The following is a 16,569-nucleotide window of genomic DNA, read 5'->3' on the forward strand; positions in this document are numbered from 1 at the left end:
TGTGACTAAATTGAAGGTACATCATCTTTGATTTTTACTCAATATAATAGAAGTTCCTAGCTGTATGGGTAACTGAGCGATCGCTGTTTTCTTGATTTCCTGATGTTATAACGGTGAAAGGCTTACCAACTTCAACAGGGTGCAGTCAATTTCATTTGTCTGTTACCAGCCTTTTTGTATATCTTGCTACCAAAATTTACTAATGCGGGTATTATTAGATCTTCTTTTCGCAACTACAAACTTTATGCCTCATGGTAGTTGCTACCTCTGGAAAACAAGTTTAGTGAGACTTCACGTTATTAGCGACGGGTTAATCGCCCTTTCTTATTTCTCTATTCCCTTAACTTTGCTTTATTTTATCATCAAGCGTCGCGATCTTCGTTTTCATAGCATTTTTATCCTCTTTGCTCTTTTTATTATCGCTTGCGGTAGCGGGCATCTCTTAGATATTTGGACAATTTGGTATCCAAATTATTGGCTATCAGGTTTTGTCAAAGCGATTATTGCCTTAATTTCTGTAGTTACTGCCTTGGAGTTAATCGTTTTACTCCCCCGAGCTTTGAAATTACCAAGTCCCGCCCAAATGCAGTCAACTAATGAGCGATTTAAAGCTGAAATTAGAGATAGAAAGCAAGTAGAAGAACAACTGAGAAAAGCCCTGCAAATACTCAGTTTCCATGTAGAAAATTCACCTCTTGTCGTCATTGAATGGGATAACAATTTTCAAGTAAAACGTTGGTCAAAACGAGCTACTGAAATCTTTGGTTGGCAGCCAGAAGAAATAATCGGCAAATATCCCACTGACTGGGATTTTATTGTTCCCGAAGATCTTGACCAGGTTGCTCTAATTATGAGTAAATTAGTTGACGGTAGTCAAAATAACAACCTTTGTCGCAACCGTAATTATACTAAAGATGGTAAAGTAATTTATTGCGAATGGTACAATTCCGGCTTGTTAGATGAATCAGGAAATTTAGTTTCTATTTTTTCTTTAGTCCTCGATATTACCGAAAAAGAGATTGCTGTTAGAGAAATAAAAAATCAAGAAGAAAGATTACGAGCAATCGTTGAAAATATGCCTGTAATGATGGATGCTTTTGATTCCGAAGGTAACATTATTGTTTGGAACCGAGAATGTGAAAAAGTAACCGGTTATTTAGCAGAAGAAATTATCGGTAATCCCGAAGCAATGAGCAAACTTTATCCCAATCCGGAATATCGGGCTTTGATGAAACAAAAATGGAGAGAACGGGGTAATAATTACCGCGATTGGCAATGGCAAATTACCTGTAAAGATGGCACAATAAAGACAATTGCTTGGTCGAATATTTCCGAGCAATTTGCTATTCCGGGTTGGCAATCTTGGGGGACGGGAATAGATATTACTGAGCGCGAGCAGACAAAAACATTACTCGAACAAGAAAAACAATCTTTGCGAGCAATTTTAAATAATGCTCCTATTTGGATTTGGCGGACAAACTTGCAGGGCAAAATGCAGTTTATTAACAAAACTTTTTGCGACAATGTAGGTATATCTGAATCTCAATTTTTGGCAGCTAATCATTATCAAGAAGTTTTGGGTGAAGCCGAATCTGCTAATTGTTTGAGATCGGATGCAGCTTGTTTAAAGCAAGATAAAATTCATATTTCTGAAGAGTGTTTACCCTTTGTTGATGGCAAAATGCACAACTTGGAGGTACTGAAAGCAAAAATTAAAGATAGTCAAGAAGAAATTACTGGTATAATTGGGTTAGCTGTTGATATTACTGACAGGAAAGAAGCCCAACGAAAATTAGAATTGTCGGAAGCACGTTATCGAGAAATTGCTGATAAAGAAAAGTTACTTAATTCGGTAATTAATCAAATTCGCCAGTCTCTCGACCTTAACTTTATCCTAGAAACAACTGTCAATCAAGCTTGGAGACTATTACGCTTAGATGCTTGTTTATTTATTTGGTACAGACAAGAAAAGGGACAATATGTTTGGGAAGTTGTTAACCAAGCTAAAAAGCGCCAACTTCCTCATTATTTAGGAAAATTTCCCATCCCGAAACTGGATTTTTGGAGAGAAGAAATCGAGGGACAGAAAATTATTGCGATCGAAAAAATATCAGCCTTAAAAAATCCAGAAATGCGCGAGTTATTTGAGTCTCAGGGCTACAAAAAAAATCTCTTGCTACCAATTTTAACTAGAGCGGGTAAAAGAGGTTTTATTGTCGGCATTTGTGTGAACGAACAACGAAATTGGCAAGAAAACGAGATCGAACTGTTAAAAGCATTAGCTACACCAGTAGCGATCGCGATCGACCAAGCTGAACTTTACCACGAAAGCTGCGAAAATGCTCGCCAAGCGGAAACAAAAGCAACAGAACTACAAAAAACTTTGCATAAATTGCAACGTACCCAAGCCCAGCTTATTCAAAGCGAAAAAATGTCTTCCCTCGGACAGATGGTAGCTGGAGTTGCTCACGAAATCAACAATCCAGTCAACTTTATCTACGGCAATATCGACCATGCTTTAGTATATTCTCAAGATTTACTGCATTTAGTGGAACTTTATACAAATTATTATCCTGAACCAGTCGCTGAAATAAAAAAAAGAACCGCCGAAATAGATTGTGATTTTATCAAAGAAGATTTACCCAAATTGCTAGAATCGATGCAAATGGGAGCAGATCGCATCCGGAAAATTGTACTTTCGTTGCGTAATTTTTCTCGATTAGATGAAGCAAAAATTAAAGCAGTTGATATTCACGAAGGTATTGATAACAGTCTACTAATTTTGCAAAATCGTCTGAAAAAAAGTTTAGGAAATAGTCAAATCGAAGTCAAAAAAGAATATGGGAACTTGCCGTTAGTAGAGTGTTATCCTGGAGAACTAAATCAAGTCTTTATGAATTTGCTCAGTAATGCGATTGATGCTTTAGAAGAAAAGTTTGCTTCTCATCAGGTATTAACCCCTGAGTCGCAACCATCAGATCTCACTTTATCTGTCGAACAACCAACTATTTCTCTTCGTACGGGAACTGACGATCGCTGGGCGATCGTCAGGATCGGCGATAATGGTAAAGGAATGAGTACAGAAGTGAGTTCTAAACTGTTCGATCCTTTCTTTACCACTAAACCCGTTGGGAAAGGGACGGGTTTAGGTTTATCAATTAGCTATCAAATTATTGTCGAACATCACGGTGGGGATCTTCAATGTATTTCCGAGCTAGGAAAAGGGGCTGAATTGATCGTCAAAATTCCTCTCAAACAGCAGACGCGGAAAAGCGCGTCTGTATAAATCTTAGCGTTGAGCGGACAATGCACCAGGTTGAACAGTAATAGTAACTAAATTGCGCGATCGCTGCACTTCTAACTCCAAATTACCGCCTACCTGAGTTCTACTCACGGCTTTTTGGACATCTTCGCCATCAGTGACTTTTTGACCATCAATTCTGACAATAATATCACCTGCACGCAGTCCTGCTCGGGCGGCGGGAGAATTAGCGACAACCCGGGCAATTAAAACTCCTTCGTCATCTGAGTTTACGCTAAAACCAGCATTAGGATTGCGGTTAATTTGTTCTTTAATTTCTGGGGTCAAACTGACCATTTCAATGCCGAGGTAAGGATGTTCGACTTTACCTGTAGCAATCAATTGTCCCGCAATATCTTGGGCGGCATTGATGGGAATCGCAAAACCTAATCCTTGCGCTCCCCCGATAATAGCAGTATTCATCCCAATTACTTCACCTCTAGCATTTAGTAAAGGTCCGCCAGAGTTACCAGGGTTAATCGCTGCATCAGTTTGGATAAACTCAACTCGCTTGTCAGGAACGCCAACTTGGGAACTAGAGCGACCAGTAGCGCTGATAATACCAGTAGTAACAGTATTATCTAAACCGAGAGGATTGCCGATCGCGATCGCCCATTCTCCCGGTTCGAGTCTTTCTGAGTTACCTAGGGAAACTGTCGGGAGATCCTCAGCTTCAATTTTTACCACAGCTACATCGGTGACAGGATCGGTGCCAATTACGTTTCCGGCAAATGTGCGACCATCTTTTAGCACTACTTCTACTGTATCAGCGCCCTCAACAACGTGAGCATTGGTGAGAATGTTACCCTCACTGTCGAGAATGAAACCGCTACCCGTACCTCTTTCTACTCTTTCTCGAGGAATATCAGGTATTTGGGAACCGAAAAAGCGACGGAAAAACGGATCGTTAAAAGCCTCGGGAATTTGAGTAGTAACAGTCTTAGAAGCATTAATTCTCACTACCGCCGGTCCCACTTCTCTCACTACTCTCGCGACAAAATTTGGGTCTTCGGTAATTGGTATTGCCGCGAACGTAGTTCTCGAATCTGCGGGTAATGCTTGGGCGGGAGGTGCGGTCATATTTGCTAGATTACGCGAGGCGAAGTAGCTAGCGGAAGTACCGACACCCGTACCAACTAATAATAACGAGGCATAAGTAAGGGCTTTTTTCAATAAATGTGGTTTGTTCTGATTTTGTTTGTCTAATACCATTTTTCACCAACCATCCAGGTAAAATCTACTTTTGATTATTAGTTTAGGGATCGTCTGTGAAATCTTTGTGTCAAGAGTTTGACAATGTTTTGACACTGGTAAACTGGCGTGCAAAAGCCGATCTAAGTTATTCGGAAAACCGAATCTATTTTAAGACAAAATTGGCTCAGGCTGTCTTTGTTTGTTGTCTGGGGGCTTAAAAGTGTTTGGCTTGATGAGTGAGAGGATCGAATTGAAAGCGTTTGGAAGCAAAGGTTTCCCCGTAGATGTTAAAAGTGACTGTGGGTGTGTCTCCCATTGCTTCCACTGCATGAATTGCTTCAGTGGTAAAACTAATTATATCTCCCGGTTCGAGGATTTGCGCGCCTACTTGAGTAATTTTATCTTGGTGTGTGGCAGTTGGCGATCGCTGCCAAAAAATGTTCTTTTGTTTTCCTTGTAACATCGCGACGACTCCCCATGTGCCATGATTGTGAATCGGCGAGATTGTTCCTGGTAAGATTGTTTCTGTCTGCACTGTCAGGGGAAATCCTAGTTCGTCATACAGCATTAACCAGGAAACGCCTGTTTTTTCGCTAGGTTCGGGAATTTGGGTTTTAATCCAGTAGTTATTCATCACTAGCGATCGCACTAATTTTCGCAATTCTGGTAAGAAATCTTCTTCTTTTGTTCCCTTTACTTCGGCTTCGTTAACCACATCTTCTACTTCTGTTAAAAATCGATACAATCGATACTCGTTTCTTAACAAATCCCATTCTCTCACTGTTTCACAAGCCAGACACTTGCCATCTTCTTTCACTAACCAATCTTTACTTTTCATGTTACTTCTTGCTCATTTTTTTTGAGCCTAAGCTTAATTTATCTGCTTAACTGTTACTTTTTTTACAACTTAAATTTCTCATTTAAGTTATATAGACAAATTGATTTATCTTCTTTAAAAGATTATAAAATTTTTCTTCTTTAGTTGATTTAGAGATTTTAATTTAATCAAGTTTGTCTAACCACTATTCAACCATGAATCAACAACGCCAAGATTTATATCTCAATTTGATCGAAGAATTACTCAGATGTCCTAATGGTCAAGAACCAGAAGTTTTAGACAATCATCAAGATTTACTCGATGCTGAGTTAATAAAAATGATGATGCAAGTAGCGACAATGTTAGCACACGAAAACAATCAAGATGCTGCTAAGTTTTTAATTCATGTTGCTCGTCAATTAGCAAAAAACTTAGGTTTATATCCTCAATTAGAAAATTCTACGCCTGTCAATAGTTAAACAGAGAAAAAGAGCAAAAATAAGCTGATTTGGCTGAGAAAGATCTAATTTAGAGAGGAATTTGAATCACAAATTCAGTTCCCTGTCCAACTTGGGAATTACAGCGTAAAATACCCCCATGACGTTCAGTGACAATTTGATAGGAAATTGCTAACCCCAACCCAGTTCCTTTTCCTACAGCTTTAGTAGTGTAAAAAGGATCGAAAATTTTCACCATTGCCTCGGGTTTAATGCCAATACCATTATCAGCGATCGCGATTCTAACTGAATGTTCAATTGGTAGAGTTTGAGTAGTAATTGTGATGGTACTAGGATTGGCTTTGATTTCATCGGCTGTACGCTGTTTATCTCGCTCATCTAAAGCATCAATAGCATTAGTAAGCAAATTCATAAACACTTGATTTAATTGACCTGCATAGCATTCTACTAAAGGTAATTCGCCATATTCTTTGACGATAATAATTTCGGGATGGTCGGGTTTTGCCTTCAAACGATTTTGTAAAATCATTAAGGTACTGTCGATATTTTCGTGCAAATCGACGGCTTTCTTTTCCGCTTCGTCGAGACGGGAGAAAGTACGCAAAGATTTGACAATTTCTTTGATTCTCATCGCGCCGAATTTCATCGAATTTAATAATTTGGGTAAGTCTTCAGTAAGAAAATCTAAGTCGATATCTTCAATGAGAGCGGCAATTTCTGGAATCGGTTGCGGATAAGCATTTCTAAACGCTGCTACCAATTCTAAAAGTTCGTCAGTGTATTGGTGAGCGTGAACTAAATTACCGTAAATAAAGTTAACTGGGTTATTAATTTCGTGGGCGACTCCGGCAACCATTTGTCCGAGGGAAGACATTTTTTCCGCTTGAATAAGTTGAGTTTGAGTTTGTTGTAATTGGCGCAAAGTTTGTCGAAGTTCGCGACTTTTGAGGAGTGCTTGGCGGGCAGATTCGCGAGAAGATTGATATAGTTCAGCTTGGTTAATCGCGATCGCCAACTGAGAACAAGCCGCTTGTAATAGTTCTACCTCAAAATCTTGCCAGTGACGCGGTGCGCTAGTTTGGGCGCAGCAAACTACACCAACATCGGCTTTGTTTGTCCGCAAAGGTAGTGATAAAATTGCTTGATATCCTAATTGAGTAACTTGCCGAATCTTCGGATCGCTAGCTTCAGCTAAGTTATCAAAGCTGACTACTTCTAAATTGAGAGCTTTTTCAGAGAGAGGATCGTTTTCTTCAACTGAGTAAGAACCGAGAAAACTAGGTAATTCGGGCAATTTAGCTTCTTTCACACAGTCCCAAGTACCATTAGTTCGATACCAGAAAAACTGACAGCGATCGACGTTCAATAGTTGGCGAATTTCTGCTACAGTAGTTTCTAAAATTTTATTCAGGTCGAGAGAATTGCGAATTTGGCTAGCAAGACGATTTAATAAAGCTTCTCTGTCAGCAAGAGTACGATATTTAGCTTCGCTGCGTCGTAACTTGCTTTCTGCAAGTTGGCGATCGGTGACATCGACACCAATACCCCAAATTGCCCAACCGGGAATCGGAAATTCCTGAGAAATATTTGACCAAGCGATCGTTTTAAGAGTGCCATCTTTAGAAGTAATATTTAACTCCCAGTTGCGATAGTTATTACCTAAATTTCCCCATTCCCCGGTGATTAAAGAGCGATAATTATGGTCAGGATACAGAAAATCGATCGCTACGGGATTGCCAATCACTTCCTCCGCACTATAACCCGTTACCCGTTCGCATTCGCGGTTCCAGACGATAATATTGCCATTTTCATCAAAAGCATCCATCATCACAGGCATATTTTGAATAACGGTTCGCAAGCGTTCTTCGCTTTCGCGGAGTGCTTGTTCGGCTTGCTTTCTTTCGGTAATATCCGACCAGTGACCGATAATTTCTAAAGGATTTCCTTGCTCGTCGCAAATTAACTTAATTTCGTCGTGTACCCAGTGATATGTACCATCTGCGTGTAAAAAGCGATATTCCTGGGTATGGTTTCCGACGACAAATAAATCGGATAAACTGCTAAAAATATGAGGAGCATCATCTGGATGAATGTGATTTGCCCAAAAACTAGAATCGCGCAAAAATTCGGCTGGTGGATAGCTCATAACGCTAGTGGAATTCTCGCTGATAAAAGTTGGGGCGAAATCTCCTTCAATTTGACAGCTATAAATCACACCGGGACTGTTAGAAAGGAGATATTGCAATCGCTCTTGCAGTCGTTTCAATTCCAGTTCTGCTCGTTTGCGATCGCTGATGTTCGTCGTTGTCCCAATAATACAATCGGTTTTGCCTTCGCGATCGCGTAAGGAGTTGTAGCTGGTAATCCACCAAGTTTCTTCACCATCGATCGGCAGACATTCTTCGTAAACTACGGCTGTGTTACTCTGAGTGCAGCTAATCATTCTCTGTCGCACGACGATTCCTGTGGCTAAACCGAATAATTCTTCTGGAGTTTTACCTCTACCTTCCGATGCTTTAATACCAGAGGTGCGTTCGCAGGCTGGGTTCCAGTCAACATAGCGAAAGTCACCATCTTCGGTAACTTTAACCACGAAAATCGCTTGTTCCACACCTTCATAGATACTGCGTAAAAATTGTTCTTTTTCTTTTAAGATATTGTCGGCAATTTTGCGATCGCTAATGTCGCGAGTAATTGTTCCTAAAGCAAGAGGCTCCCCACTTTCCGAATCTTTAACTAAAAAGATGTTAAAATCCACTGGAATCGTGGCGCCAGTGAGAAAATGTTGGAAACGAAACTCGTTTTGCCAAAAACCCCCTTCAAACACGGTAGGCAAAATTTCGTTTTCCATGATTTCCCGATCTGCGGGTAAAAAGAAGTCTAGTATGTGCTTAGTTTTACCTTCCTCTAAGTCGTTCAACCCGACTAACTCCAAACCTTTCGCATTAATAAATAATGGTGTTCCTTCCCAAGAAGCCATACCGACAAAATCGCTGCTATTTTCGATCAGAGCAATCAATCTTTGTCGTTCTTGTTCGGCAGCTTTCCGGGCGCTAATATCTTTGAGTGTTCCTACCACCCGCAAGGGCTGATTATTTTCGTCCCATTCAACAACTTTTCCTTGGGAAGCCACCCACAGCCATTTGCCCGATTTATGTTGGGTTCGATATTCTACTGCGTAGGGAAATGAATTATCTTCTAAGTGCTGAGAAAAAGCTTTCAGAACCCGATCGCGATCGCTAGGATGAATCGAACTTTGCCAAACACTAAAATTCATTTTCAGTTCTGTTTCTTCGTAACCTAGTAGCGAAGAATATTGACGATTAATGAAACTTTCTTGGGTAGTTATGTTCAAGTCCCAAAGTCCCAAATTTGTTGCTTCTAAAGCTAAATTTAAACGTTCTTCACTTTTGCATAGGGCAATTTCTGCTTGTTTGCGATCGGTAATAATTTCCGTTAACATCACGATTCCGCCCACTTCGCCGACGCTGTTATACCAAGGGCGAACTTCCCAACATATCCAATCTACACTACCATCAGCACGTACTAAGGTGTCTTCTTCACAACGTTCAACCATACCAGCTAAACAACGTTGATGAATTTCTTTGTCGCGAGTGTCAATTTCGGGAAAGATATCGTAGTGAGAAACGCCAATAATTTCGCGATCTAGGAGATCGTAAGTTTCTAACCAACTGTTACTAACTACTAAATAACGCATTTGACAGTCAAATAGGGCGATCGCTGCGGCAGAATGTGCGATCGGGAACCGCAGTTGTGTTTCTTTTTCCGATAAGGATAAGTAATCTGTAGAGATCGTTACCGAAGAATCGTTAGTTTTGGCAATTTTTTCCCCTATCACTATTAGTGAAATTGGTTGTCCTTTGTCATCCTGCAACAGCGAGAATGTGAATAAAATTCGCCCTTGCAAACAGCACATTTGCACTGCATAACTCTCAATATAGCCTTCTTTTAATTGCCTTAGTTGTTCTCTGTCAAAATTGCACTCTTGGGGAGTGATAATTTCCTCAAAGCTACGCTCGAGTAATTCTTCATGGCTATAACCTACTAATTGACTAAACTTGTTGTTAATCCGGATAAATTGACCTTCTAAGCTCAAATGAGCCATTCCTACAGCAGGTTGCTCAAAAGTGGCGCGGAATAATTCCCGTGTTTCTTGTAATGCCTTTTCTAAGCGCTGGCATTTTGCTTTAAGGGTGGTTATTTGAGAAGTTACCATGAAAGATATATCCAAGCAATAACTTGAGTTTGATGAGTTTTGCTATTTTCTTTCTTTTAGTATAGTGTTCTTTTCTTCACTCACCTAGTCAAACCCGTAATTCTACTGAGTTTTTTCTTTTTATTCTTCAGTAATATGCAATTTTTTGGTTATTTTTTCGTTAAATTTCCGTTTAATTATCGATTATATATTTATCTCTTATTTTCCAGTAAGATTGTTTAAGTTGGTGACGCGATCGCGGGATAGTAGTCCGAATAAGTTTGAACTGAAGTAGGGGTGTAGCCCTTGATTCCATTAGCTACCACACCTAGCAAATTACTCTGAGACATTTGTAGCCCTGACCAAACTTCCTTAAATACTGATTTATCAGTTCTGTCCAATCCTACTACCATCACGATCCCATCAGTATACTTAGCCAGCAGACGCGCATCTACTAAACCTAGCAAAGGTGGCGTATCAAAAATTACTAAATCAAACTTTTCTTGCCAATATTGAATTAATTTTTGCATCTTTCGAGCAGCCAGTAAACGAGTAGGATCTGGTGGGATTTTACCAGCAGTTAAAATATAAAAATTATCTTCCCAAGCAGTTTGTTGAATAACATCTTGTGCCGAAATATCTTGAGCAATTACCTGAGAAAGACCCCAAACATTAGATATTTCTGCCATTATATGTACTTGAGGGCGGCGCAGATCGGCATCTACTAATAATACTTTTTGTCCCATTGCGGCTGCCGCCTGTGCTAAATTAAAACTAATCGTCGATTTACCTTCCATTGGCACTGACGAACTCACAACTAAAGAATGAATTTTGGCATCGCTACTGAGAAATTGAATATTAGTGTTTAAAGAACGAAATGCTTCTGAAAAAGCCGATACTTGATAGCGTCCCCGAGAAGAATTTTTTTCGCTGGTTCCTGGCGATTCTTCTATTTTTTTTTGAAAAGGAATTGTTCCTAAAATTGGTAAATTAGTAGTCTTGTGTAATTCTTCTGGTGAGTGAAAAACACGATCGAGTTTTTCGGCTACTAAAGCTGCACCTCCACCCGCAAGTAAACCAGCGATCGCTGCAATCAACAAACTACGACTTTTTGAGGGAGAAACATTTTTTTGTGGTGATTTTACTTCGTCTAGTAATTGCCAAGGTAACGCTTCTTGTGCTTGTTGAATGCGTAAATTTTCCCGTAATAACAAAAAGCGTTGTAAATTCTCAGCTTTGAGTTTTAAGTTTCTTTGCAAATCGGTATGTTTTCGGTCTAATTCTGCTAGCTTATCTAGAGAATTTCGCAACTCTAATTCTGTCTTCGCCAAATTTTCTTCTCTGACTTTAAGCAACAAAATTTTATTATTTGTTTCTACCAAACTTTGAGTAAGTTGTAACCGCAGGGGATTAGGAGAAGCCGCTAAAAATTGGACTTCACTGTCAACATTATCGCTTCCTAAAACCGCTCTGGCTTCCGCCGCCAGCAAAGGTAATAAATTTTGCTTTTGTTCTTGCAATTTTTGGATAAGCGGGCTGATTTCGGTAAATCTTGCTGATTCCAAGGCAATTTGTTGCTCGATCTGCTGCAAGCGATCGAGTAATTCTTGATAGCGAGGAGCCGCACTTAAAGCCGAAATTGTAACTGCTTGGTCTAAATCTAATTCTAATTGCGCTTGCAAATTTGTCGCCAAAGATTCCATTTCAGCTAATTGGGTTTGATTTTCTTCTTTGGCTACCGCGAGATTATTTAAAGTGCTAGATAATGTTTGTGCTTGAGCGCTAGGTTCGATAAAATTATTTTCCTGACGGAATTTTTGCAGTTCGGCTTGCAGTTGGTTAACTTCTTCTTGCAACTTCGGCAATTGAACATTGACAAATTCTAACCCTTGCTGGAGACTTCCTTGTTGTTTTTGCCAAGAGTAAGCAATATAACCTTCAGCAACCTGTTCTAAAACAAATTTAATTTTTTCTGGGTCAGAATTCTGATAACTAATCTCTAAAATTTTGGTATTATTGACCTGACTAATTTTTAAATTTTGTGCTAGAGAATTGTAGTTTATTTCGGGATATTTTTGTTTAATTGCCTCAGAAATAGGCGACAGAACCTGATTACTCCAAAGGACTTGGATTTGCGTAGCATAATCGAGTCTTGAAGCTGACAAAGGCTGATTTTCGGCAACAATATTAGTAGTCGGATCTGTAGTAACTGGTTCGACTAATAGCCGAAATTTCCCTGCATAAACTTGTTCTCGATCTAAGTTTCTCACTGCCACCCCAGAACCGACAAGTAAGCTAGTACCTAGAATCAACCAGCGACGACGACGAGCAACAGTTAATAATTGACGAAGATCGAATGACTCCTCAGTATTTCCTTGCCAAGTTAAAGGTTGATATTGAGGTAGTGGCTGATAATTAGAAAAGTTAGGTATTAGGGGCGCAGGATTTCCAGAAGCAACCATAGTTGATTATTGGTTAAAGTTTTTAGTGTTCCCAGGAGTACAAACGTTGACACTAGTATTGATTGGACAAGGGCGAGATTTGTAGCAATCTTTTCTTTCTGCTAAAGCATAATTCCCGACTCGGTGGGAAGCCTCCAAACAAAATTCAGATACCTGTTCTTGACTCGAGCTTAGTTTGAGTTTGAATTGATAGGTTAGATTGAGCATTTCTGAGAAGTCATGCCAGGCTTTTCTCAGAGTCTATCACGAGAATTTCAGAAGACGCCACTACCCAGGCGATCGCACTACATCCCACAACTAAAATTTATAATTTTCACTTCTTCTATCTTTACTAATTTGGAACAGGAGAGTTATTCTGGCAGTCAGTCCGATGGGATATGGCTTATAGACTAGGGGCGAATGATAAATTTTTACTTAAGATTGGGAAAAAGTTTCACGCTATTACTGTTGTTATTGGGTGTTTGGCGTAATAATCTAGCGATCGCTGCATCGACACCTAGGGTAAGCGTTGCTGAAGCTACAATCGCCACAGATCTAGAAGCTAAAGTCTGTCCGAGGGATTTGGCTAGAGAAATTGAAGCAATTATCAATCGCTCGGAATGGCAGCGATCGCGTTGGGGTCTCCTGGTACAATCTCAAGTTGGATCTCGCGTTCTCTATGCCCTCAATGCCCAAAATTACTTTATTCCTGCTTCTAATGTCAAATTACTAACAACTGCTGCCGCGCTTCGTTATTTAGGTGCAGATTTTCGCATTCGTACCCCTGTCTATGCTACTGGGACAATTCCTCATTTGACTAGTTTACGTCTCGTAGGCAAGGGCGATCCCACACTCACTACCTCAATTTTACAAGAACTGGCAAAACAACTGAAAAATCAAGGCGTACGACAAATCGAACAACTGATCGTCGAAGATGGTTATTTCACTTCACCTGCGATTTTACCTAGTTGGGAATGGGAGGATGTCAATTTTTATTATGGAACGGCGGTTAATAGCTTAATTCTCAATGAAAATGCCGTTACTTTAACTTTACTACCTCAAGAACAAGGTCAACCAGTACAGCTTGATTGGTCAGACGATCTCGCTGCGACACAATGGCTGGTAGAAAATCAAGCTTTGACAGCCACTCCGGGAACTCCCTACACAGTAGAAATCAATGGGGTTCTCGGTAAACCTGTCCTGCAAATTAAAGGAGAGTTAGCGGCTGATGCCGAACCCGATCCTTGGGGTTTAGCGATCGCCGATCCCGCTAATTATTTTTTGGAGACTTGGCGCACTCTTCTCGAAGCTGAGGGTATTATGGTGAAGCGAGGACTGGTAACTACTACCCCAGAACTGACTAACTCAGTAACTCCGATGGCAGTCATTACCTCTCCACCCCTAGCAGAATTATTACAAAAAACGAATCAACCCAGCAATAATCTTTATGCTGATGCTATCTTAAAAACCCTTGGGGCAACTTCTGGTGTGAGTAGTTTAATTGTTCTCAAACAAACATTAACTCGCTTGGGAGTTAACCCAGAAAGTTATCTCTTAATCGATGGTTCGGGATTATCTCGTCATAACTTAGTCAGTCCCGAAGCAGTGGTACAAACGTTAAAATTAATTAGCAAAACTAAAGATGCAGAAATTTATCGCAAATCTTTACCCGTTGCTGGCGTTAGCGGAACCCTAAAGCGGCGCTTTCTCAACACCGTCTTAGCAGGCGATTTACAAGCCAAAACTGGCACAATGACTGGCATTTCTACTCTTTCCGGATATTTAGACATTCCTGACTATCGTCCGCTCGTTTTTAGCATTATGATTAACCAGTCCGATCGGTCTGTAACCGCGCAGCGTCAAGCGATTGACGAAATTGTTTTACTGCTGAGGAAACTACGTTCTTGTTAAGATTGTTATCCCAAATTTATTTGTTAGATCCAGCCGATTTTTTATTTTCTCTATCCAAAGATAGATTGTTGAAAGCTCCAAATATCTTTCTGCAAGTGGAGACGAAAATCATTTTCAAGGATTAAAAAAGAAGTGAGTCAATTCATATTTAATTGATTTACCGAGAAAATCCTTAAATCTCTTGGTAAAGAAAAATATTCAGCAAAATTTTACTAAGTATCGATACGATAACCGGAAATTTGTCTGAGTCAATTGTAGATAGAAATACGGACTGTGCTGAAAAAATTTCGGTGTTAGTATGAAAATCATTTAAAGTAGCGATCGCGATCGCGGTTTTCCGAAATGGAAGTAAGATAATTGTATTGTAACAGATGGTAAAGACCATCAACTGCCCACTTGAAGAGATCAAATCTGATGAAACTAAAATCGACCTTAATTTGTGCAGGTTTAGTCGCTGGAAGTGCGATCGCCTTTGGAAATGCTGACGCACAAGCTTTTAGCTTTAACAACGGTACAGATTTGGGAAGCTGTAGTGCGATCCCGATTGAAAATGTCGGCACAAAAACACCTACCAGCACAATTTCTACCTGTACTACCGACGACGGCTTCACCTTGACAGCAAATACTGGTGGTGTCTTAACTGGTAAAACAGTTAATGGGGTTACTGGTGTCGGTATTTATCGAGACGAAAGCAGCGCTAACCAAGGTTCCCAACAAGAAATTGACTTTGGCGAAGAACTGTTATTAACTTTGGATGAAGAAACCGCACTCAGTTCTCTTGATATCGCTTTCTTGTATGAAAAACGTGCTGTTCGCGATCTGATCGACGAAGTTGCGCTAATTACAGCGAATGGGATTACCGGAACCTTAGAAGTAATCGACGCTTTCACGGCGATCTGGAATTGGGATGGTCTCACTCAAACAGTAAACGCGAAAAGCCCTGCTAACAGCAAAGGTGGTGCGTTGTGGAAGATTACCAATCCCTTCGGAGATATTAAGATTTCTAGCGTTTCCTTGACATCTCCCCAAGAAGCCGGAGAAAGCTACCGTTATAGCGATTATGCGATCGCTGGAGCAGAAAAAGTTCCCGAACCTGCTACTGTTGCTGGTTTAGCTTTAGTCGCAGGCGCTTTAGCCGTTTCTCGCCGTCGTAAAAGCAACGAAGAATCATCATAAGCGAGTGATGCTCGTTTTACTTTTAATAACCGAAGGGTGGAAAGCATTTATACTTTTCACCCTTTTTTGCTTTTTAGTTGCTTTGTACCACTTTTCGGTTAAACTAGGGATAAATTCGTACTTTTTGTGCTTGTCTAATCATGTTTATCTTAACGTCCGGAGAAGACCTTCACTTTTAGTGACGGGATGAATCCGGACAATCTTGGTTTTGAACGTATATTTTAAGTTGTTCAATAGTAACACCACCACAACTGGCGACAAAATAAGAACCACCTCCAGAGGATACGTTTTCTATAAATTTCAGATAGTTCCGGTTCAAATTCACGCCACAGTGTCTTAGATGCTGTGGCTTTAAGATTAGCGACAAGATTGCTCAATAATTTGTGAGGAGGATAACTAAGCAGCAAGTGAACATGGTCAGACTCCCCATTAAATTCAATAAGATTAGAGTCCCATTTTTTAGCGACAGAGCTAAACACCTCGTTCAATCTGTGCCTCATAGCTTCACTAAGTACGTTGCGTCGGTATTTTGTCACAAAAACTAGGTGTACAGTGAGGTTATATACGGCTCTACGACTACTATTATAGTTAGTTTTTTTGTAGTTGACATCTGTACGGTTAAATAACTATAATTAGTCTAGCACTATTTAAAAGGTCGATAAATGTTAGTGTACTAGTTTAAGCTCAAAGGTTCCAAACATCAGTTTTCAGCAATAGACGAAGCAATACGAATAGGACAATTCATCCGCAACAAATGCTTAAGATACTGGATAGATGCTCCAAAAGAAGAGAAAGTAAATCGATTTTCTCTAAACAAGTATTGCCGAGTTTTAGCTGACAACCCAACATATCCCTTTGTTGCTAAGTTAAACTCAATGGCTCGACAGTCTATGGCTGAGAGAGCTTGGGCTAGTATCAGTAGATTTTTTGAAAACTGCAAGCAGAAAGTTCCCGGTAAAAAAGGATTTCCAAGATTCAAGAAGTTCTCTCGTTCAGTTGAGTATAAGACGAGTGGTTGGAAGATTTCTGAAGACAAAAAGACTATTACTATTACC

9 protein-coding genes and 2 pseudogenes are annotated in these 16,569 nt (G+C 40.0%); 5 read left to right on the forward strand and 6 right to left on the reverse strand.

The window, feature by feature from the left end:
• Window positions 1–202 precede the first annotated feature (202 nt).
• Window positions 203–3,286 (forward strand): PAS domain-containing sensor histidine kinase, encoded by a 3,084-nt coding sequence (locus G3T18_RS12140; protein WP_224410818.1) that lies wholly within the window; start codon window positions 203–205, stop codon window positions 3,284–3,286.
• A 3-nt stretch (window positions 3,287–3,289) separates the two neighbouring features.
• On the opposite strand, the gene G3T18_RS12145 is transcribed toward G3T18_RS12140, so the two are convergent.
• Window positions 3,290–4,513 (reverse strand): HhoA/HhoB/HtrA family serine endopeptidase, encoded by a 1,224-nt coding sequence (locus G3T18_RS12145; protein ID WP_224410819.1) that lies wholly within the window; start codon window positions 4,511–4,513, stop codon window positions 3,290–3,292.
• A gap of 196 nt (window positions 4,514–4,709) precedes the next feature.
• Window positions 4,710–5,333, reverse strand: coding sequence for a cysteine dioxygenase family protein (locus tag G3T18_RS12150; protein WP_224410820.1), 624 nt, complete (start codon window positions 5,331–5,333; stop codon window positions 4,710–4,712).
• Window positions 5,334–5,527: 194 nt separating this feature from the next.
• Here G3T18_RS12150 and G3T18_RS12155 point away from each other — a divergent pair, with 194 nt between their 5' ends.
• On the forward strand, window positions 5,528–5,791 hold the full coding sequence (locus G3T18_RS12155) for a hypothetical protein (protein WP_224410821.1): 264 nt from the start codon (window positions 5,528–5,530) through the stop codon (window positions 5,789–5,791).
• A gap of 49 nt (window positions 5,792–5,840) precedes the next feature.
• Here the strand turns inward: G3T18_RS12155 and G3T18_RS12160 are convergent, their stop codons facing one another.
• Entirely contained in the window at window positions 5,841–10,007 is a 4,167-nt protein-coding gene (locus G3T18_RS12160; protein WP_224410822.1) for a PAS domain S-box protein, read from the reverse strand.
• A gap of 218 nt (window positions 10,008–10,225) precedes the next feature.
• On the reverse strand, window positions 10,226–12,448 hold the full coding sequence (locus G3T18_RS12165; RefSeq protein WP_224410823.1) for a GumC family protein: 2,223 nt from the start codon (window positions 12,446–12,448) through the stop codon (window positions 10,226–10,228).
• A 399-nt stretch (window positions 12,449–12,847) separates the two neighbouring features.
• Between G3T18_RS12165 and dacB the strand changes: the two genes are divergently transcribed.
• On the forward strand, window positions 12,848–14,338 hold the full coding sequence (gene dacB, locus G3T18_RS12170; protein WP_224410824.1) for a D-alanyl-D-alanine carboxypeptidase/D-alanyl-D-alanine endopeptidase: 1,491 nt from the start codon (window positions 12,848–12,850) through the stop codon (window positions 14,336–14,338).
• A 172-nt stretch (window positions 14,339–14,510) separates the two neighbouring features.
• On the opposite strand, the gene G3T18_RS12175 is transcribed toward dacB, so the two are convergent.
• Complete coding sequence (locus G3T18_RS12175) at window positions 14,511–14,723, reverse strand: hypothetical protein (RefSeq protein ID WP_224410825.1); 213 nt, start codon at window positions 14,721–14,723, stop codon at window positions 14,511–14,513.
• Window positions 14,724–14,752: 29 nt separating this feature from the next.
• Between G3T18_RS12175 and G3T18_RS12180 the strand changes: the two genes are divergently transcribed.
• Entirely contained in the window at window positions 14,753–15,514 is a 762-nt protein-coding gene (locus tag G3T18_RS12180; protein WP_224410826.1) for a PEP-CTERM sorting domain-containing protein, read from the forward strand.
• 175 nt (window positions 15,515–15,689) lie between these two features.
• Here G3T18_RS12180 and tnpA read toward each other — a convergent pair.
• A pseudogene (tnpA, locus tag G3T18_RS12185) lies at window positions 15,690–16,110 on the reverse strand (IS200/IS605 family transposase); the annotation flags it as partial.
• Between the two features lie 117 nt (window positions 16,111–16,227).
• Between tnpA and G3T18_RS12190 the strand changes: the two are divergent.
• Window positions 16,228–16,569: pseudogene (locus G3T18_RS12190) on the forward strand (RNA-guided endonuclease TnpB family protein); the annotation flags it as partial.

Origin of the sequence: Oscillatoria salina IIICB1 (assembly GCF_020144665.1) — a bacterium.
In the GTDB taxonomy this organism is placed as follows: Bacteria; Cyanobacteriota; Cyanobacteriia; order Cyanobacteriales; family SIO1D9; genus IIICB1.